This is a genomic window from Sphingomonas sp. GW821-FHT02B09, assembly GCF_059421875.1.
Window position 1 is genome coordinate 1,581,196 of record NZ_JBWKVV010000001.1, and the last position, 19,516, is coordinate 1,600,711.

General features: G+C 67.6%; 22 protein-coding genes. 12 read left to right on the top strand and 10 right to left on the bottom strand.

Features of this window, described 5'->3' with window-relative positions:
• Positions 1 to 62: 62 nt before the first annotated feature.
• Positions 63 to 467: an EF-hand domain-containing protein gene (locus tag AC07U4_RS07330; protein WP_052075572.1), complete on the bottom strand. Its 405-nt coding sequence runs from the start codon at positions 465 to 467 to the stop codon at positions 63 to 65.
• A gap of 132 nt (positions 468 to 599) precedes the next feature.
• Between AC07U4_RS07330 and AC07U4_RS07335 the strand changes: the two genes are divergently transcribed.
• Positions 600 to 1,817, top strand: coding sequence for an argininosuccinate synthase (locus AC07U4_RS07335; protein WP_495194923.1), 1,218 nt, complete (start codon positions 600 to 602; stop codon positions 1,815 to 1,817).
• A gap of 249 nt (positions 1,818 to 2,066) precedes the next feature.
• Positions 2,067 to 3,686, top strand: a complete 1,620-nt coding sequence (locus tag AC07U4_RS07340; RefSeq protein ID WP_495194924.1) for a hypothetical protein — start codon at positions 2,067 to 2,069, stop codon at positions 3,684 to 3,686.
• On the opposite strand, the gene AC07U4_RS07345 is transcribed toward AC07U4_RS07340, so the two are convergent.
• From AC07U4_RS07345 to AC07U4_RS07360, 4 genes are all read right to left on the bottom strand, one after another.
• Positions 3,667 to 4,803, bottom strand: coding sequence for a GNAT family N-acetyltransferase (locus AC07U4_RS07345; protein WP_495194925.1), 1,137 nt, complete (start codon positions 4,801 to 4,803; stop codon positions 3,667 to 3,669). The two genes, AC07U4_RS07340 and AC07U4_RS07345, sit on opposite strands and share 20 nt — an antisense overlap.
• A gap of 89 nt (positions 4,804 to 4,892) precedes the next feature.
• The gene (locus AC07U4_RS07350; RefSeq protein ID WP_038661607.1) at positions 4,893 to 5,357 is read right to left on the bottom strand and encodes a RidA family protein; all 465 of its coding nucleotides are present in this window, start codon (positions 5,355 to 5,357) and stop codon (positions 4,893 to 4,895) included.
• Between the two features lie 211 nt (positions 5,358 to 5,568).
• Positions 5,569 to 6,189 carry an HAD family hydrolase gene (locus AC07U4_RS07355; protein WP_137897380.1) on the bottom strand — a complete coding sequence of 207 codons (621 nt, stop codon included), beginning with the start codon at positions 6,187 to 6,189 and terminating at the stop codon, positions 5,569 to 5,571.
• Positions 6,186 to 6,461: a DUF3572 domain-containing protein gene (locus AC07U4_RS07360; RefSeq protein WP_137897379.1), complete on the bottom strand. Its 276-nt coding sequence runs from the start codon at positions 6,459 to 6,461 to the stop codon at positions 6,186 to 6,188. Before AC07U4_RS07360 ends, AC07U4_RS07355 begins: the two co-directional genes overlap by 4 nt.
• A gap of 37 nt (positions 6,462 to 6,498) precedes the next feature.
• Between AC07U4_RS07360 and AC07U4_RS07365 the strand changes: the two genes are divergently transcribed.
• Positions 6,499 to 6,861: a response regulator gene (locus AC07U4_RS07365; protein ID WP_137897378.1), complete on the top strand. Its 363-nt coding sequence runs from the start codon at positions 6,499 to 6,501 to the stop codon at positions 6,859 to 6,861.
• Between the two features lie 410 nt (positions 6,862 to 7,271).
• Here AC07U4_RS07365 and rpmG read toward each other — a convergent pair whose 3' ends face one another.
• Positions 7,272 to 7,439: a 50S ribosomal protein L33 gene (gene rpmG / locus AC07U4_RS07370; protein ID WP_017977469.1), complete on the bottom strand. Its 168-nt coding sequence runs from the start codon at positions 7,437 to 7,439 to the stop codon at positions 7,272 to 7,274.
• A 174-nt stretch (positions 7,440 to 7,613) separates the two neighbouring features.
• On the opposite strand from rpmG, the gene AC07U4_RS07375 reads away from it, so the two are divergent.
• From AC07U4_RS07375 to AC07U4_RS07390, 4 genes are all read left to right on the top strand, one after another.
• Positions 7,614 to 7,952: a hypothetical protein gene (locus AC07U4_RS07375; RefSeq protein WP_245640883.1), complete on the top strand. Its 339-nt coding sequence runs from the start codon at positions 7,614 to 7,616 to the stop codon at positions 7,950 to 7,952.
• 4 nt (positions 7,953 to 7,956) lie between these two features.
• A complete protein-coding gene (locus tag AC07U4_RS07380) occupies positions 7,957 to 8,523 on the top strand; it encodes a TMEM165/GDT1 family protein (RefSeq protein WP_495180508.1) in 567 nt (188 codons plus the stop codon).
• 97 nt (positions 8,524 to 8,620) lie between these two features.
• Entirely contained in the window at positions 8,621 to 9,112 is a 492-nt protein-coding gene (locus AC07U4_RS07385) for a Dps family protein (protein WP_038661620.1), read from the top strand.
• Between the two features lie 218 nt (positions 9,113 to 9,330).
• Positions 9,331 to 10,905 (top strand): cisplatin damage response ATP-dependent DNA ligase, encoded by a 1,575-nt coding sequence (locus AC07U4_RS07390; protein ID WP_137897376.1) that lies wholly within the window; start codon positions 9,331 to 9,333, stop codon positions 10,903 to 10,905.
• Between the two features lie 24 nt (positions 10,906 to 10,929).
• Here the strand turns inward: AC07U4_RS07390 and AC07U4_RS07395 are convergent, their stop codons facing one another.
• The gene (locus AC07U4_RS07395; RefSeq protein WP_081974384.1) at positions 10,930 to 11,781 is read right to left on the bottom strand and encodes a glutaminyl-peptide cyclotransferase; all 852 of its coding nucleotides are present in this window, start codon (positions 11,779 to 11,781) and stop codon (positions 10,930 to 10,932) included.
• 325 nt (positions 11,782 to 12,106) lie between these two features.
• Positions 12,107 to 12,955 (bottom strand): cold-shock protein, encoded by an 849-nt coding sequence (locus tag AC07U4_RS07400; protein ID WP_038661626.1) that lies wholly within the window; start codon positions 12,953 to 12,955, stop codon positions 12,107 to 12,109.
• A gap of 273 nt (positions 12,956 to 13,228) precedes the next feature.
• Between AC07U4_RS07400 and AC07U4_RS07405 the strand changes: the two genes are divergently transcribed.
• From AC07U4_RS07405 to rpoN, 5 genes are all read left to right on the top strand, one after another.
• Positions 13,229 to 13,849: a ribonuclease D gene (locus AC07U4_RS07405; protein WP_495194926.1), complete on the top strand. Its 621-nt coding sequence runs from the start codon at positions 13,229 to 13,231 to the stop codon at positions 13,847 to 13,849.
• A gap of 9 nt (positions 13,850 to 13,858) precedes the next feature.
• Entirely contained in the window at positions 13,859 to 14,500 is a 642-nt protein-coding gene (gene lptC, locus AC07U4_RS07410) for an LPS export ABC transporter periplasmic protein LptC (protein WP_038661632.1), read from the top strand.
• A gap of 6 nt (positions 14,501 to 14,506) precedes the next feature.
• Positions 14,507 to 15,031, top strand: a complete 525-nt coding sequence (locus tag AC07U4_RS07415; RefSeq protein WP_495194927.1) for an LptA/OstA family protein — start codon at positions 14,507 to 14,509, stop codon at positions 15,029 to 15,031.
• A 149-nt stretch (positions 15,032 to 15,180) separates the two neighbouring features.
• Complete coding sequence (gene lptB, locus AC07U4_RS07420) at positions 15,181 to 15,960, top strand: LPS export ABC transporter ATP-binding protein (RefSeq protein ID WP_038661638.1); 780 nt, start codon at positions 15,181 to 15,183, stop codon at positions 15,958 to 15,960.
• A 53-nt stretch (positions 15,961 to 16,013) separates the two neighbouring features.
• Positions 16,014 to 17,498: an RNA polymerase factor sigma-54 gene (rpoN, locus tag AC07U4_RS07425; protein WP_495194928.1), complete on the top strand. Its 1,485-nt coding sequence runs from the start codon at positions 16,014 to 16,016 to the stop codon at positions 17,496 to 17,498.
• A gap of 84 nt (positions 17,499 to 17,582) precedes the next feature.
• On the opposite strand, the gene AC07U4_RS07430 is transcribed toward rpoN, so the two are convergent.
• Positions 17,583 to 18,284: a hypothetical protein gene (locus AC07U4_RS07430; RefSeq protein WP_495194929.1), complete on the bottom strand. Its 702-nt coding sequence runs from the start codon at positions 18,282 to 18,284 to the stop codon at positions 17,583 to 17,585.
• 122 nt (positions 18,285 to 18,406) lie between these two features.
• A complete protein-coding gene (locus tag AC07U4_RS07435) occupies positions 18,407 to 19,405 on the bottom strand; it encodes a ligase-associated DNA damage response exonuclease (protein ID WP_495194930.1) in 999 nt (332 codons plus the stop codon).
• Between the last annotated feature and the right edge of the window lie 111 nt (positions 19,406 to 19,516).

Below are 19,516 nucleotides of genomic sequence, written 5' to 3' on the forward strand. Positions count from 1 at the left end.
ACGTCAGCGTCTACGGATCCCCGCCTCCGCGGGGATGACGGTAAGTGGACGATTTGGAAGCCTTATCGCGCCTTGGGTGCCGGCACCGGCGCCGGCGCGATGATCGCCGCGCGCGCGGCGGTCCGCTCCTCGAGGCTCACCACGCCGTCGTGATTGGTGTCGTATCGCGACGCCAGCGCACGGAACAGGCCCTGCATCTCGGCGGGCGTCACCTTGCCGTCGTGATTGGCGTCGGCGGTGTTGAACCACGCGGTGCTGATCGCCTTGGCCTTGCCCGGCGGCATCTTGTTCTTGCCGACGTCCATCCGTGCGACGCGCGCGTCGATCTCGGCGCGGGTCAGCACGCCGTCGTGATTGGCGTCGGAGCGGTCGAACTCGGCCTTCAGCTTGGGATCGATCGCCTGCGCCGCCACCATCGGCGTGGCGAGCATCAGGACGGGCAGAGCGGCGAGCAACGGACGAAACATGACGTCTCCGAAAAAAGGGATCGACCGCGATACTAGCGGCCGGCGATTAAACCCACCGTGAACGCAACCGTTGCGCAGGCGCGCGCAGGAGCCTAGGGGCGCGGCGACCCGACCATAGCCAAGGATGCTGCCGTGACCGATCAGATCAACCGTGTCGTTCTCGCCTATTCGGGTGGGCTGGATACGAGCGTGATCCTGAAGTGGCTGCAACAGACGTATAATTGCGAGGTGGTGACCTTCACCGCCGACCTCGGCCAGGGCGAGGAGCTGGAGCCCGCGCGGCAGAAGGCGCAGATGGCCGGCGTCAAGCCCGAGCATATCTTCATCGACGATCTGCGCGAGGAATTCGTACGCGATTACGTCTTCCCGATGATGCGCTCCAACGCCCTGTATGAAGGGCTGTATCTGCTCGGCACCTCGATCGCGCGGCCGCTGATCGCCAAGCGCCAGATCGAGATCGCCCGTCAGGTGAACGCCGATGCGGTCAGCCACGGCGCGACCGGCAAGGGCAACGACCAGGTCCGCTTCGAGCTCGGTTATTACGCCCTCGCGCCCGACATCAAGGTGATCGCGCCGTGGCGCGAATGGGACCTGACCAGCCGCACCCGGCTGATCGAATTCGCCGAACAGCATCAGATCCCGGTCGCCAAGGACAAGCGCGGCGAATCGCCCTTCTCCACCGACGCGAACCTCCTGCACACCTCGTCGGAGGGCAAGGTGCTTGAGGATCCGTGGCAGGAGGTGCCGGATTATGTCTATTCGCGTACCGTAAACCCCGAGGACGCGCCCGACGCCCCCGAATATATCACGATCGATTTCGAGCGCGGCGACGGCGTGGCGCTGAACGGCGAGGCGACCAGCCCGGCGACGCTGCTGACCAAGCTCAACGAACTCGGCCGCCGTCACGGCATCGGCCGCCTCGACCTCGTCGAGAACCGCTTCGTCGGGATGAAGAGCCGCGGCATGTACGAGACGCCGGGCGGCACCATCTATCACCTCGCCCATCGCGGCATCGAGCAGATCACGCTCGATCGCGGCGCCGCACACCTCAAGGACGAACTCGCGCCGCGCTATGCCGAGCTGGTCTACAACGGCTTCTGGTTCAGCCCCGAGCGCGAGATGCTGCAGGCGGCGATCGACCACAGCCAGGCGAAGGTCAGCGGCACCGTCCGCCTCAAGCTCTACAAGGGCGGCGTCTATATCGTCGGCCGCAAATCGCCCAACTCGCTCTATTCGGAAAAGGTCGTGACCTTCGAGGACGATCAGGGCGCCTATGACCAGCGCGACGCGGCCGGCTTCATCAAGCTCAACGCGCTGCGCCTGCGCCTGCTGGGCCGCCGCGACGCCTGATTCGCGGCACGGCATGGCGTGGTTACGACGCCTGCCCGCACCAAACCGTCACCCCGGACTCGTTCCGGGGTCCACCCATCCGCAAGGGCACGGCCGGAGGCTCCAGCCCCGCGCCTCGCCGCAGAGTGGACCCCGGAACGAGTCCGGGGTGACGGATGTGGGTGGTCCGGTCGCAAGCCCCGCCGCCTTGATTCGGCGCACCCGGCACGACAATGCTTGTCGGACGCGGTTCCTACCCACTAAGGCAGGATGATGCAGGGGCATAAGCTGCACTGGTGGCAAACGCGGTGGTTCGTCGTGGCGATGGTGATCGCGGCGGTGATCCCGTTGCTGTGGCCCGACATCCCGCCGCTGGTCGATCTACCCGGGCATATGGGGCGCTATCGCGTCCAGCTCGACGGCGCCGCCTATCCGTGGCTCGCCGAATGGTACGACTTCCGCTGGGCGTTGATCGGCAACCTCGGCGTCGACCTGCTGATCGAGCCGCTCGCGCCGATCCTCGGCCTCGAACTCGCCGTCAAGCTGATCATCATGGCGATCCCCGCGCTCACCGTGTCGGGATTGCTGTGGATCGCGCGCGAGGTGCACGGCCGCATCCCCGCCACCGCGCTGTTCGCATTGCCGCTCGCCTACAGTTACCCTTTCCAGTTCGGCTTCGTGAATTTCGCGCTGTCGATGGCGCTCGCGCTCAACCTGTTCGCGCTGTGGCTGCGGATGGGCCGGCTCGGCAGCCTCAAGCTGCGCGCGATCCTGTTCGTGCCTTTGTCCTGCGCTCTGTGGGTCTGCCACACCTTCGGCTGGGGGGTGCTCGGCATCCTCGCCTTCTCTGCCGAGATGGTCCGCCAGCACGACCTGCGCAAGGACGGCCGCGGCGGGCATTGGCTGGAGAGCTGGACGCGTGCCGCCATCGGCTGCCTGCCGCTCGCTTTGCCGTTCGCGATGATGGTGCTGTGGCGTTCGGGCGATCACGTCACCGGCAAGACGATGGACTGGTTCAACTGGCGCGCCAAGGTCGGCTGGATCATCATGGTGTTGCGCGACCGCTGGATGGCCTTCGACCTCGCCTCCGCCACCGTGCTGTTCATCATCCTGCTCAAGGGCGTCCGCGACCATCGCGTCGAATATTCGCGCAACCTGCTGCTCTCGACGCTGTTCCTGACCGCGATCTTCGTGTTGCTGCCGCGGATCGTCTTCGGCTCGGCCTATGCCGACATGCGGCTCGCGCCGTTCGTGATCGCGATCGCGCTGATCGCGTTGCGTCCCCGCCACGGCCTGTCGTTCCGCGGCGCCTCGACATTGGCCGCGCTCGGCCTGCTCTTCTGCGGCGCGCGGCTGGTCGGCACGACGATCAGCTATCTGCAATTCGACCGCGAATACGACCGCACGCTCGCCGCGCTCGACCACGTCCCGCGGGGCGCGCGATTGCTGACCATGGTCGGTCGCACCTGCCGCGACGAATGGCTCTATTCGCGGCTCGAACATGCCGCCGGCATCGCGCTCGAACGGCGCATCGCCTACGCCAACGATCAATGGTCGATGGCTGGCGGGCAGTTGCTCACCGTCCGCTACACCCCCGCCGGCCGCTTCGCGCACGATCCGTCGCAGCTCGTCACCGACCGGCGCTGCCGCGGCGAATGGTGGCGGCCGTTGCGCGTCTCGCTTGCCTATCTGCCGCGCGATGCCTTCGACTATGTCTGGCTGATCAATCCGGCGCCGGTCGAACCCGCATTCCTGACCGGCCTGACGCCGATCTGGCGCAGCGGCCGCGACGTCCTCTATCGGATCGATGACCGCCGCCGCCCGGACGTGACGCTCGATCCCGATCTGCTGCCGCCACGGCGCCGGCTCGTCAGCCTTCCCCCTTCCTGAACGGCGCCAGTTCGGCGAGATAGCTCTGCTCGTCCGCCACCGCGGCGCGTTCGCGGACGAGGAAGTCGGCGATCGCACGGCGGAAGCCCGCATCGGGGATATAATGCGCCGACCAGGTCGGCACCGGCACATAGCCGCGCGCCAATTTGTGCTCGCCCTGCGCGCCCGCCTCGACCGTCCTGAGCCCGCGCGCGATCGCGGCATCGATCGCCTGATAATAACACAGTTCGAAATGGAGGAACGGCACCTCCTCGGTACAGCCCCAATAGCGGCCGTAGAGCGTGTCCGCGCCGATCAGGTTGAGCGCCCCCGCGATCGGCCGGCCGTCCCGCTCGGCGAGGATCAGCAGCACGTCGTCGCCCATCCGCTCGCCAAGCATCGGGAAGAAGCTGCGGTTCAGATACGGCCGCCCCCATTTGCGGCTGCCCGTATCCTGATAGAAGGTCCAGAACGCGTCCCAATGTTCCGGCTGGATTGCGGCGCCGGAGAGATGACGGATCGTCAGCCCCTGCACCGCCGCCTCGCGCTCCTTGCGGATCGCCTTGCGCTTGCGGCTGGCGAGCGCGGCGAGGAAATCGTCGAAACTCCCATAGCCCTGATTGGCCCAGTGGAACTGCGTGCCCTCGCGGATCAGCCAGCCCGCCTGTTCGAACAACGGCACCTGCTCCGGGCTGACGAAGGTCGCATGCGCCGACGACAGGCCGTGCTGGTCGGTCACCGCTTCGAGTGCAGCGATCAGCGCCGGACCGGCGCTCTCCTCGCGCAGCAGCAGGCGCGGCCCCGGCACCGGGCTGAACGGCGGGGCGATCTGGAGCTTGGGATAATAATGGCCCCCCGCCCGCTCCCACGCGTCCGCCCAGGCATGGTCGAAGACATATTCGCCCTGGCTGTGGCTCTTGGCATAGGCCGGAGCGATCGCGGCGGGCGCCCCGTCGACGCCGTCGACGACGATCGGGATCGGCTGCCACCCCGATCGCCCGCCGGTGCTGGCCGACTCTTCGAGCGCGGCGAGAAAGGCGTGGCGGACGAAGGGGTTGCCGGTACCGGCGCAGGCGTCCCATTGGTCGGCGGGGATCGCGCGGACGCCATCGACGAGGCGGGCGGCGACCTGGGTCATGCGGCGAGGGTCGTAAAGGTCATCGCGGCGGATATAGGCGCTCGGCACCGACTTGCGGAGGGGGCGTCAAGCACGCCCCCTCCCGGAAATCATGCCAGTTCGACGATCGCATCCACCTCGACCGCGGCGCCGAGCGGCAGCACCGGCACGCCGACCGCGCTGCGCGCATGTTTGCCGGCGTCGCCGAACAGCGCGACCATCAGCTCCGACGCGCCATTGGCGACCTTCGGCTGGTCGGTAAAATCGGCCGCCGAATTGACGAACACGCCGAGCTTCACGATCCGCTTCACCCGCGACAGGTCGCCGCCGAGATATTTCTTCACCTGCGCGACGATCATCAGCCCGCAGAGTTTCGCGGCCTCCTGCCCGTCCTCCAGCGACACGCCATCGCCGAGTCGGCCGGTGACGAGCTGCCCCGCCTTGAACGGCAGCTGCCCCGACAGATGGAGCAGACCGCCCGCTTCGACCACCGGCACGTAGGCGGCGACGGGCGCCGCGGCTTCGGGCAGCGACAGGCCGAGTTCCTCGAGCTTGCGATCGACATGGGTGGTCATGGCTGGGTCCTTTCGGGAAATGATCGGGGGCGCTTAGCCGATTCGGCGGGCGGGTGGAACGCCGTCGCGCGTCTTCCGCCCCCTAGCCCCCCTCGTCATCCCGGCGGAAGCCGGGACCCATGGACACGACGCCATCCGCGTCAGCGCGCCTCGGTCATCCCCCGCCACCATGGGTCCCGGCGTTCGCCGGGATGACGAGAGGAGGAGGTCTCTACGCCGCCACCCCCGCGTCGAACCGCGCCGCGATCCAGTCCGCCGCCTCGCGCCAGTCGTCGATCCGCGCGTGCGCGAAGGCGGCGGGTGGTACGTTGGGGGCCAGCGTCGGCTCCGACACCATGTGCAGCCGGTGCACCTCGGGCGCGTGGCGCGCGACCGATTCGTGGTGCACCGCGAGATCGTCGACGAACACCGTCACCGGGTCGCCATAGTCCGCCCGCAGTCGCGCGACCGGCTCGCCCTTGCCGCCCTGGTTGCATTCGACGCGATGCGCGATGCCGAACCGCGCCAATTGTTCGATCCGCGCTGGCTTGCACGCATCGGTGATGTTGGTGAGCACGACGATGTCCGCCTGCGCCGCCAGCCGCGCCAGGGCCTCGGCGGCATGCGGCACCAGCGTCTGGCGGTGCATCTCTGCCGGAAAGAAACCGCCGAGCATGTCCCACATCTCCTCGCGCGTCGGCGCGGGGCCGCCGTCGCGACGGCGCATGCTGTTGGCGAAATCGGCACCGTCGGGCGTGAAGTCGATGTCGTGCGCCTCGCCGACCCAGGCGCCGAAATGCTTCACCATGTGCAGCAGCACCTCGTCGCAATCGGTGATCAACAACGGTTTCATCGCAGCTCCAAGGCCTGGCGGGCGCCGACCAGCGCCTCTGGGGGAACGCCGAGCGCGCGGGCGCAGGCGATCAGATCGGGTTCGTAGGATTCGAGATATTCGATCACCGCGCCCAGCACCGCCGGCTCGCCGGCACGGGCGCGCAGATCGTCGGGGAACAGACCGGTGACCGCGATCAGCCGGTCGGCGCGGTCGGGCTCGCCGATCGCCCACACCAGGGCCTGCAGGGCGAGCACCTCGGGATCGGGGATGTTTGTATCGCGCGCGCGCATTGCCTATCGTCCATTATCGGAAGGGTTGGTGACGCACGTGGCGAAACGGGTACTCGTTGTCGAGGACAACGAACTCAATCTGAAACTGTTCTGCGACCTGTTGCGCGCGCACGGCATGACCGCCGAGCCGGTGCGCGACGGGCGCGAGGCGGTGGCGCGCGCACGCGCCTTCGGTCCGGACCTGATCGTCATGGACATCCAGATGCCGCACGTCACCGGCTATGAGCTGATCCTCGAACTGATGGCCGACGAGCAATTGCGCGATATCCCGGTGATGGCGGTGACGGCCTATGCCGGCCGCGACGACGAGGAGCGCATCCGCGCCGCCGGCGCACGCTCCTACGTGTCGAAGCCGATCAGCCTCGCCCGGTTCATGGACGCGGTGAACGCGCTGCTTTGACGGGAAGACGCCCTGCCGAGCCGGCGAGGCTTCGACAGGGCGCCGCGCGCTTCCAGACCCCCGCCCCCCGAGAAGGGCCGGATGCTGCAAGCCTGATGAAAACGTGACATCGCCGGTCCGGTTCCCGCCGCCCGGCGCGGCGACCTTCGCCACCCCATAAACCAAGGGCGGCATCCTCATGAAGAGAACACCGCCCTTGGCCCGTAGTGACGCGATACAGGGCAGCCGGAGGATCCAGCCGCCAGTGTTCGCTATGCCGAAAGAAGATGAACGCAATGTGTCCGAAGCGCGCCCGGATCAAGGCGTTAGTCGCAGGGCGACGGCGCATGCGAAAAGCCGCCGGCGCCCATGCACCGGCGGCTCTTGCGTACGCTGGCAAACGGCGGCGGCGCGCTGCGCCGCCCGGCCGCTTACTTGATCTTGGCTTCCTTGAACTCGACGTGCTTGCGCACGACGGGATCATACTTGCTGAAGCTCAGCTTCTCGGTCTTCGTCCGCGGGTTCTTCTTGGTGACGTAAAAGAAACCAGTGTCGGCGGTGCTGACGAGCTTGATCTTGACGGTAGTCGGCTTGGCCATGAGCCCTAATCCTGAAAACAAGGAGAGCGGCAGCACCAACGCAGCCGCTCGATCAGTCGCGGCGCATGGGCCAGCGGCGCGCGAAAGTCAACCATGGCCATGCCGCAGCAGTCGTCTTAACCACCCCATTACCATTGGCGGCCCAGAATTGCGGCAGAAAACACGGGGGCGAGGATGATGGCGCGGCGAATCGAGCGGCAAGCGGACGAGCTGGATGCGGTGCGCGCCGATCTGTCGGCACGAATCGCCGCGATCGACGTCAAGGCGCCCTACAGCTGCGCCAGCGACCTCAAGCCCGACATCAACCAGATTCGCCTGATCGCCCACCGCAACGGGCTCAATCCCGCAGTGACCGTCGCCCATTTCGTCGATTCGGCGCTGTCGCGCGGCGAACAGGGCGCGCTGCTCCACGGCTGGCTGCGGATGCTCGGCGATGCGATCGCCAGCGAGCGGCAGGACGTGCGCGCCTGCGACACCTTCGCTGCCGCCTGTTCGGTGCGGCTGGCGGGCTGACGCCATGGACGCGCTGATGGCGGCGCTGGTCGCGGCCGCTTTTGCGCAAGTCGGCGATCGGCCGGCATGGCTCGCTTCGATCCTGGCGGACCGGTATCGCGCGCCGGGGCTGGTGATCGCCGCGGCGACGGTGGCGCTGCTCGGCGCCGGGCTGCTCGCCGCAGCCGCGGGTGCGTTGCTGGCACCTCGGCTGACACCGGAGGCCAGGCAGCTTTTCCTCGCGCTGGCGCTGCTGTTCCAGGGCGGTGGTGCGCTGTTCCCGGTCAAGCCACCCGACCGGCTCGCCGGCTGGCGCCTTGGCGCGGCGCTGACCAGCCTGATCGGCCTGTTCATCCTCGCCTTCGGCGACGGCGTACAATTCATCGTCCTCGCATTGGCCGCGCGGGCGCAATTGCCGTGGCTGGCCGCGATCGGGGCGATGCTCGGCTCGCTCGCGGTGATCGCTCCCGCCGCAATCCTGGGCGAGGCGGGCTGGACCGGCCTGCCGCTGGTCACGCTGCGCCGGATCATCGGCGTCCTGTTCGTGCTAGCTGCGATCGGACTGGGGCTTTCCGCGCTGCGCCTGATCTGATCCGTCGATCATCGACATGCGCAAAATGGCTGCTGCACCGGGAGCGTTTCGGCTATCGGATCGTTGCCGCAACGATTCCTTTCCCACGGAGATTTCCATGGCCGACATCAACCCGGCGCTGAACACGCCGACCGACCTCAGCAACACCCGCTCGGTGGCGGATGCGCTCAATTCGTCGCTCGCCGATTGCTATGCGCTGTATCTGAAGACCAAGAACTTCCACTGGCACGTCTCGGGACCGCATTTCCGCGACTATCACCTGCTGCTCGACGATCAGGCGGCGCAGATCCTTGGCGTCACCGATGCGATCGCCGAGCGCGTGCGCAAGACCGGCAACACGACGCTGCGCTCGATCGGCGACATCAGCCGCCGCCAGACGATCGCCGACAACGACCTCGACTTCGTCGATGCCGGCGCGATGCTGGCCGAACTGCGCGAGGACAATCTCAAGCTGGTCGAAAGCTTCCGCGTCGTGAAGGACGCCGCCGAAGAGGCGAAGGACAATGCCACCAGCGGCATCGTCGACGAATGGACCGACCAGGCCGAGGAACGCGCCTGGTTCCTGTTCGAGGCCAGCCGCAAGGGCTGAGCCGTTATCGCATCAGCTACCATCTTGACCCCACCGTCACCCCGGACTCGTTCCGGGGTCCACCGGACCGCCGGAGCAACAAGCCGCTCTTTGGCGGACCGGTGGATGGCGGAACCAATCCGGCATGACGGGTGGGCGTGTCGGACGTTTCCCGTACTGTCCATGACCGCATAAGCGACACCGACGGAGCGCTTCACCCGACCGCGCGTTCCCCCTTCATGCACGCCTTCGCCGCGCTCCTCGATTCGCTCATCTACACGCGTGGGCGGAACGCCAAGCTCAAGCTCATCGTCGATTATCTGCTCGCGACGCCCGATCCGGATCGCGGTTGGGCGATGGCGGCGCTGACCGGCGACCTCGATCTGCCCGGCGTCAAACCGGCGCAGATCCGCGCGTTGATCGAGGCGCGCGTCGATCCCGTGCTGTTCCGGATGAGCCGCGACTATGTCGGCGACACCGCCGAGACGGTCGCCTTGCTGTGGCCCGCGCCCGTCCCCGCCCCCGCGGGCGCGCCTTTGTCGATCAGCGCCGCGGTCGACGCGCTGCGCCACCTCTCGCGTTCCGACGCACCCGCGGTGCTCGCCGCGATGCTCGATCGGCTCGATTCGGAGGAGCGGTTCGCGCTCCTCAAGATGGCGACCGGGGCATTGCGCATCGGCGTCTCCGCGCGCCTCGCCAAGACCGCCTTGGCACAGGCGTTCGGGCTCGACGTCGATGCGGTCGAGGAGGTCTGGCACGGCCTCACCCCACCCTATGCCAGCCTGTTCGCCTGGGCCGATGGCACCGGCGAGCAACCCACCGCGGCCGATGTCCCCGTCTTCCGCCCGTTCATGCTCGCGCACGGGCTGGAGGACGCGCAGGTCGACCTCGCCGATTATGCCGCCGAGTGGAAATGGGACGGCATCCGCGTCCAGATCGTCCACGTCGCCGGCCAGACGCGGCTCTACAGCCGTACCGGCGACGACGTCACCGGCAGTTTCCCCGACGTCGCCGCGGCTTTCTCCACCCCCGGCACGATCGACGGCGAATTGCTGGTCAAGGGCGACGCGCAGGGCGGCGAGGCCGCCAGCTTCAACGCGCTGCAACAGCGGCTCGGCCGCAAGACCGTGTCGGCGAAGATGCTCGCCGACTATCCGGCCTTCGTCCGCGTCTACGACCTGTTGTTCGACGGCGGCGAGGATTTGCGTCCGCTGCCGTGGAGCGAACGACGGCAGCGACTCGAAGCCTTCGTCCCCCGCCTCGACCCCGACCGGTTCGACCTCAGCCAGGTGATCGACGCCGCTAGCTTCACCGAGCTGGAAGCGATCCGCGCCGGTGCGCGCGACGCGGCGATCGAAGGCGTGATGCTCAAGCGCCGCGATTCGCCCTATGTCGGCGGTCGTCGCGCCGGCCTTTGGTACAAATGGAAGCGCGACCCGCTCACCGCCGATTGCGTGATGATGTACGCACAGCGCGGCAGCGGCCGACGCTCGTCTTATTACAGCGATTACACCTTCGGCTGCTGGACCGAGGACGGCGAGTTGCTCCCCGTCGGCAAGGCCTATTCGGGGATCACCGACGAGGAATTGAAGATGCTCGACGGCTTCGTGCGCCGCCACACGCTCGCGCGTTTCGGCCCGGTGCGCGAGGTGGAGAAGACGATGGTGCTGGAGATCGCGTTCGACTCGATCCACGGTTCGACGCGCCACAAATCGGGTGTCGCGATGCGCTTCCCCCGAATCGCGCGGATCAGGACGGACAAGCCCGCCGCGGAAGCGGATCGCGTCGAGACGCTGCGCCGGCTGGTGACCTGACGCCCGACGTCGCGCGAGCGGGACCTATCCGGCTCGGCCGACCTCTTCGCCGATCCGGATTTCGAACAAGGTCGGCCAATATTTGCCCGTCACGAACAACCGGTCGTGCGCGGCATCATAGGCGATGCCATTGGCCACCGCGTCGGGATCGGGATTGTGGATTTCGGCGAGCAGCGGGCGCAGATCGATCAGGCCGTCGACCTTGCCCGTCGCGGGATCGATCCGCGCGATGAAACCGGTCATCCACACATTGGCGAGGATGCGGCCCTGGACGTATTCGAGCTCGTTGAGCTTGGCCAACGGCCGTCCGTTGAGCGTAACCGTGATCCGCCCCCGCTCCTCGAACGTCGCCGGGTCCATCCGCCGCAACGTCGGCGTGCCATCCGACAGGATCAGCGTGCGTCCGTCGCCGGTCAACGCCCAGCCTTCGCCGGCATAATGAAAGGGCTGGCCGATCCGCTTGAGCGCGGGCAGCGACCAGCGGAAGCCGATGCCGGTCTTCCACGTCAGGCTGAGCAGGCTGTTCTTGACGCAACCGATACCCTCGCCGAACAGCTCCGGGCTCAGCCGTGCGCGCGCTGCGACCTTGCCATCGGCGAGGCCGACGCGGCGGATGTCGGATGCGCCCTCCTTGCCGGTGCTTTCGTAGAGGTCGCCGCCGCAGAACAGCAGGCCCTCGGTGAAGGCGCCGGTATCGTGCGGCAGCCGCGCGACGACGGTGGCAGCGTAGACCGGGACGCCGGCTTCGGCCGGGGCCGCTGGCGTGGCGGGGACGGCCTGCGCCGCGGGCGGTTTCGCCGGGGGGTTCGCCTGCCACGCCGACGCGGCGATCGCGCCGAGCAGCCCGAGCCCCAATGTCACCTTCACCACACGCATGTCCTCATCTCTCGGCCAACGCGGCGTCCCGCGGCATAGCCCGCACCGTCCCGGCCGTCATCCCCGCGTCAACGCCAGGGCGATTGGGGCCTTTGCGAAAGTCCCCGTCACCGGATCAACCGCGCCGTGCTCCTGCGAAAGCAGGAGCCCAGAGCCAGGCAAGACAACGTTTATGGCGTTCGGAATTCCTGAGTGCCTGCTTGAACGCCCTTATGGCGAAGCCCCGCCCCACCACCGACGTCTTGGCAAATACCCAAACCCAAAACGCAAAAAGCCCGGCACCGCAGGTCGCGGGGCCGGGCTCTTCGTTAAAGGGTCGGGACCGTTACGACGCGGCCGACAGGTTCACCGCGGCGTACTTGCCGCGACGATCGACTTCGAGCTCGAACTGCAGCTTGTCGCCCTCGTTGAGGGTCGACATGCCGGCACGCTCGACCGCTGAGATGTGCACGAACGCATCAGGCTGGCCGTCGTCGCGCTGGATGAAGCCGAAGCCCTTCATCGCGTTGAAGAACTTGACGGTACCCGTCGCCTTCTCACCGGTCAGCTGACGCTGCGGCGCGCCACCGGCACCACCCGGACGCGGACCACGATCGCCGAAGCCGCCTTCGCGCGGCTCGCGGGGAGCGCGCTCGGTCACGGCCATCGGCTCGCCGTCGATCTTCAGCTCGGTCGCCGAGATGCGGCCGCCGCGATCGACCAGGGTGAAACCGAGCGGCTGACCCTCGGCGAGCGCACTCATGCCGGCCTGTTCGACGGCCGAGATGTGCACGAACACGTCCTCGCCGCCGTCATCACGGACGACGAAGCCGAAGCCCTTCTGCGCGTTGAAGAATTTGACTACGCCAGTGCCCTCGCCAACGACTTGGGGAGGCATGCCGCGGCCACCGCCGCTGAACCCGCCGCCACCGCCGCCGCCGAAGCCGCCACCACCGCCGCCGCGGAAGCCGCCGCCACCGCCGCCGCCGAAGCCGCCGCGATCACCGCCGCCGCCGCCGAAGCTGCTGCCGCCACCGAAGCCGCCGCGATCACCGCCGCCAAAGCCGCCACCGCCGAAACCGCCGCCGCCAAAGCCGCCGCCACCGCCGAAATCGCTGCTGCCGCCGCCGAAATCGTCGCGCTTGTCGCGACCACGTCCGCCACGATTGCCGCGGCCACCTTTGTCGTAACCCATAACCCTATTCGTCTTCCCGGTTCGCCCGCATCCAATCCGTGACAAGAACCCGTGCGCCGGACGACGAACGCGAGCCCTCGGGCGCGAAACCTATTGCGCCTTGGGAATCGTCATAGCGCAGAAAACAAGTCCCCGCGAATGAATTCGTCGCAATCGTCTGCCATTCCATGCCGAATACCGGCCCCGGCGCGACCCGCCACAGCAATGGCGCGGATTTCCGGCCGATGACGCTTAATCGTTGAGCATCCTGGCGTTGCGGCGTAGGGCGCTGGCATGACCGTACACTTCCACGAGGAAGACCTCCCTGCCGACGTCTTCGCCCCCGGCGCCTCGATCGCCGTCGATACCGAGACGATGGGCCTCATCACGCCGCGCGACCGGCTGTGCGTCGTACAATTGTCCGATGGCGGCCCCGACGAACATCTTGTCCGTTTCGGCCCGACCAGCGACTATGCTGCGCCGAACCTCAAGGCGGTGCTCGCCGATCCCGACCGCGTGAAACTCTACCATTACGGCCGCTTCGATATCGCCGCGCTCCAGCATTATCTCGGCATCGTCGCGGCGCCCGCCTACGATACCAAGATCGCGTCGCGACTGATCCGCACCTACACCGATCGTCACGGCCTCAAGGAACTCGTGCGCGAACTGCTCGGCCAGGAACTCAGCAAGCAGCAGCAATCGTCCGACTGGGGCGCGCCCGAATTGTCCGACGCGCAGAAGGACTATGCGGCGAGCGACGTGCGCTTCCTCCATCGCCTGCAGGCCGAACTCAACCGCCGGCTCGAACGCGAGGGCCGGATGGAGATGGCGCAGGCCTGTTTCGACTTCCTGCCGACCCGCGCCGCGCTGGACCTCGCCGGCTGGCCCGAGATCGACATCTTCGCCCATGCCTGAGGCTCGGCGGTGAGCGCCCCGACCGCACGCCAGACGCGTTCGGCGCGGCAGCGCTGGGCCGCGCCCGGCGGCCGGCAGGACCGGATCGTCACGCTGCTCAACACCGGGCTGCCGATCGGCATCGGCGTGCTCGCCGCCTTCCTGGTGCTGGCGCCGCTGACCGCCGCCAACGAAGTGTCGTTCGTCCTCGACAAGAACAAGGTGGAGGTCGCCAAGGAGCGGCTGAAGCTGCAGGCGGCGACCTATCGTGGCCAGGACGACAAGGGCCAGGCGTTCGCGCTCAACGCCGGCACCGCGGTGCAGCAGAGCAGCAGCGTGCCAATCGTCCAGATCAACCGCATGACCGCCGATCTCGCGCTCGACGACGGGCCGGCGACGCTGCGCGCCGACAAGGGCCGCTACGACCTCAACACCGAGCAGATGAAGGTCGACGGCCCGATCGCCTTCCGCGCCGCCAACGGCTACCGACTCGACACGAGCGACGCGACGATCGACTTGAAAACCAAGACGATGCGCAGCGGCGGCAAGGTGACGGGCACGGTGCCGCAGGGCAATTTCAGCGCCAATGCGCTGACCGCCGACCTGGCTGGCCGCACCGTGCGCCTCAGCGGCAATGCCCGCTTGCGGATCGTGCCGCGACGGGCGAAATAGCCCGCCATGCGCACCCCCCTCCTCGCCGTCGCCCTGCTCGCCGCCCCGCTGGCGGCGCAGACGGCGCATAATTCCAACGCCCCGATCGATTTCGGCGCCGACCATATCGAATTGCAGGACAAGGCGAATCGCGGCGTGCTGTCGGGCAACGTCTCGGTCCGCCAGGCCGAGATGACGCTCAACTCGGCGCGGATGACGGTCAGCTATACCGGTCAGGTGGTCGGCGGCAGCCCGCAGGTGTCGCGGATCGATGCGAGCGGCGGCGTCACCGTCCGCCGCCCCGACCAGACCGCCAAGAGCCAATATGCGATTTACGACCTCAATCGCCGGGTCATCACGATGCTGGGCGCGGTGACGCTGACGCAGGGCGGCAATACGGTCAACGGCGGCCGCCTGACGATCAACCTCGACACCGGCCGTGCCGTGGTCGACGGCAATTCGGTCCGCGGCTCCAGCGGCGCCGCCCCCGGCAGCACCACCGCGCCCAGCGGCCGCGTCACCGGCACCTTCTCGGTCCCCAAGCGGGACTGAGGCGGGCGAGGCCGATCCGCGGCACGTCGGCACGGGGCCCGGGGCCAGCTAAAGGGTCTTCCCTCGCGCCCGTCTCCGCGCCATGACGCAACGGCATGCACGAAGCCTGCCAAGGCTTTGCCACTCTTTTGATGCGAGGCATCGAGCCCATGGACGCCGCCGTTTCCGACCTCCAGACCGCCGAGCCGATCCACGAGCCGCCCGCCAATCGCGGGCTGCAGGCGATTTCGATCGCCAAATCCTACGACAAGCGCGTCGTCCTCACCGACGTGTCGGTCTCGGTCGACCGTGGCGAGGTGGTCGGCCTGCTCGGCCCCAACGGCGCCGGCAAAACGACCTGCTTCTATTCGGTGATGGGCCTGGTGAAGCCCGATTCGGGCCGGATCATGCTCGACGGCGAGGATATCACCAAGCTGCCGATGTACCGCCGCGCGATCCTCGGCCTCGGCTATCTACCGCAGGAGACGAGCATCTTCCGCGGCCTGTCGATCGAGAAGAACATCGGCGCGGTGCTCGAACTGTCCGAGCCCGATCCCGCGGCGCGCCCCGCCAAGCTCGACAAATTGCTCGACGAATTCGGCCTCACCCGGTTGCGCGCCAGTCCGGCGATGGCCTTGTCCGGCGGTGAACGCCGCCGCGCCGAGATCGCCCGCGCGCTTGCCGCCGACCCGTCGATCATGCTGCTCGACGAACCCTTCGCAGGCATCGATCCGATCTCGATCGCCGACATCCGCGATCTGGTGAAGGACCTCAAGCGCCGCGACATCGGCGTGCTGATCACCGACCATAACGTGCGCGAGACGCTCGACATCGTCGATCGCGCCTATATCATCTACGACGGGCGCGTGCTGTTCGCCGGCAGCCCCGAGGAACTGGTCGCCGACGCCAACGTCCGCCGCCTGTACCTTGGCGAGGGCTTCTCGCTCTAGCCTATGGCCGGGGTCCCGCCTTATTCCGTCACGGCGCGGGAAGGAGCGGTGTCATGAGCCTCGCGCCCCGTCTGGACCTGCGCCAGTCGCAGTCTCTGGTGATGACGCCGCAACTCCAGCAGGCGATCAAGCTGCTGGCGCTGTCCAACCTCGAGATCGAGGGCTTCATCGCCGAGGAGGTCGAGAAGAACCCGCTGCTCGAGGCCGCGCAGACCGACGAGATCGTCCGCCCCGAACGCGTCGAGCGCGACGAGCCCGCCGGCGCCGACGAACTGGTCAGCGGCGCCGCCGCCGCCGACCCGCTCGACGTCGATTACGCCACCGAAAGCCACCAGCAGGACAGCGTCGCCGACGGCGGCGGCGGCTTCGACGGCGCATTGTCGATGACCGGCGGCAGCACCGGCGGCGGCCTGGGCGGCGAGGACGGGCTCGACTTCGACTCCTTCGCGCAAGGGGACGGCACGCTCGCCGATCATCTGCTCGCGCAGGCCGGCACGGTGATCGACGGCGCCGACTGGTTCATCGCCCAGCATCTGATCGACCAGATCGACGAGGCGGGCTATCTCACCGTCCCGCTGCTCGACATCGCCAATCGCCTCGGCACCGCGCTCGCCCGCGTCGAGCACGTGCTGCACCAGATCCAGACGCTCGACCCGACCGGCGTCGGCGCCCGCGACCTTGCGGAGTGTATCGCGCTCCAGGCGCGGGAGGCGGACCGCTACGATCCCTGCATGGCGCGGCTGATCGACAATCTCGACCTGCTCGCGCGCGGCGAGCTCGCCCGGCTCAAGCGGATGTGCGGCGTCGACGACGAAGACATGGCGGACATGATCCGCGAGTTGCGCGGCTACGATCCCAAGCCCGGTTGCCGCTACGGCGGCGAACCGGCGCTGGCGGTCACCCCGGATTTGTTCGTCGCCCGGACCAAGGCGGGCTGGGGCATCGAACTCAACGCCGCGACGCTGCCGCGCGTCCTCGTCAACCGCCGCTATTACCACGAACTGAGCCACGGCCCGCAGGACAAGACCGCCAAGGCCTGGCTGTCCGATGCGCTCGCCTCGGCCAATTGGCTGATCAAGGCGCTCGACCAGCGCCAGCGGACGATCATCAAGGTCGCCACCGAGATCGTCAAGCAACAGGAAGCCTTCTTCCTCAAAGGCGTCGCGCATCTCAAGCCGATGACGCTCGCCAAGGTCGCCGAAGCGATCGAGATGCACGAATCGACCGTCAGCCGCGTGACGAGCAACAAATATCTTAGCTGCGCGCGCGGCGTGTTCGAACTGAAATATTTCTTCACCTCGGCGATCCAGGCAGCGGACGGCGGCGACGCGGTGTCGGCGGAAGCGGTGAAGAGCGCGATCCGCGGCCTGATCGCCAACGAAGGCGCCAAGATCCTGTCCGACGATACGCTGGTCGAACTGCTGCAGGCCAAGGGCTTCGACATCGCCCGCCGCACCGTCGCCAAATATCGCGAGGCGATGGGCATCGGCAGCTCGGTCCAGCGCCGCCGCGCGCGGACGCTGGAGGGGACGGGATAGAGGATCCTGCCGGTCGCCCGGCCGGCCCGATCGTATTTCGCGATCGAACTCAACGCAGCGGCTGGTAGATCGACCGCAATCGGATCAATAGCCGACTTCGAGCGTGACGATGGTCAAGCGTCCTTTGATCCTGCCAACCAAGGTTACGTTGCCGCCGGGCCAGTCCGGACCGTTCATTGCCATGATGGCGATGGTCTTCATCCGGGCGGTGAACAGTGGCTGGTACGTCTTTATATAGGGCGCGGTAACAATGGTCGTGCCGTTACGATCATCGGCCCATGCATCGTAACTCCATGCGGTTCCGATCAACCGGAGTGCACGATCTTGAGGCGGTGGTGCGGAAGCCGGCCCTTCGTGCCTCGGTTGGCCTTCGCATCCCGTTTTATTTAATCGGCCATTGGCAAGCGTGCCGTTCGTGTAATCAGCGCTGAACGTGAAACAGCGGCCATCGCCAAGCTGGAGCGTGACCGGCAGGAAGCCCGGAGAATGGGCCCCGGTGACAGGCGCACCCTTCGCTTCGGTCAGGGCGAAGGCGCCGACGACCTTCACATGGCCGCCGGCCGTACCGCCCCGGTACGTCGGATCGACGTGAAAGAGATTCGCCAGCGTGTCGTCGGCGATGCGGGCGAGCGGTGGTGCGGCGGGATCCGATGGCACCGCGACGCCGGGCAAGGGTTTACCGCCACTGAACCCGGCGGGTGGTACGAATTGAGCGTTGGCGCCGAGCGCAAAGGCCACCGTTGCGATCCCCGCGCCTATTTGTACATACACCGACGACATCTTCATCCGCGTTCCCCCGATGGCGCAGTCTAAACCAGATTCCAGCGAGAGCCGGATAGCCGGCTAATGTGAACGCCGGATGTCGATCTGCCTAGTCGATCGCGGACCGACGCTTTCGGCCCGCCAGGTCAATCATCCTCGTCCTCGAATCCCACCAGCGCCAGCGCGCGCGCCTTCATCTGGCGCTGTTCGCACCAATGGACCAGCGCTTCCTCGCGACCGTGCGTCACCCACACCTCCTTGGGCGCGATCTCCGACAAGGTGTCGGTCAGTTCGTCCCAGTCGGCATGGTCGGACAGGATCAGCGGCAGCTCGATGTTCTTCTGCACCGCGCGCTGCCGCACGCGCATCCAGCCGCTCGCCATCGCGGTGATCGGATCGGGCAGCCGCCGCGACCAGCGGTCGTTGAGCGCGCCCGGCGGACACATCACGACATGCCCCGCCATGTCGGCCTTCTTTGCGTCCGCGACCGGCAGCAGCTCGCCGAGGCGCATGCCATGCTCCTGATACAGGTCGCACAGCCGCTGCAGCGCGCCATGGATATAGATCGGCGCGTCGTGCCCCCGCGCGCGCAGCTCGGCGATTACCCGCTGCGCCTTGCCGAGCGCATAGGCGCCGACCAGCACGCAGCGATCGGGATTGGCGTGCAGCCGCGCGATCAATTTGTCGATCTCGTCGCCGGTGTCGGGATGGCGGAACACCGGCAGCGCGAAGGTCGCCTCGGTGACGAAGACGTCGCATTTGACCGGCTCGAACGGCGTACAGGTCGGATCGGCGCGGCGCTTGTAGTCGCCGGACACGACGACGCGCTCGCCGCGATAGTCGAGCACGATCTGTGCCGAGCCGAGCACGTGCCCGGCGGGGACGAAACCGACGTCCACCTCGCCCATGCGGATGCTCTCGCCGTAAGCGACGGGATGGCCCGCCTGTTCACCATAGCGCGCGTCCATGATCGCCAGCGTCTCGGGCGTCGCCCAGACCGCGCCGTGACCGCCGCGGGCGTGATCGGCATGGCCGTGCGTCACCAGCGCCCGCGCCTCGGGCTCGGAGGGGTCGATCCACGCGTTCGCGGGCCTGACGTAGATGCCATGCGGGTGCGGTTCCAGCCAGTCGCCCAATCGTGCCATGCTACCTATATGGTTGGGATGACATCCGGTTCCCCCTCACCCTTCGCCGGCGCCACCGGCCCTTCCCTCTCCCGTCGGGAAAGGGAGGGAAGCGCCCGGTGCCAAAAGGGT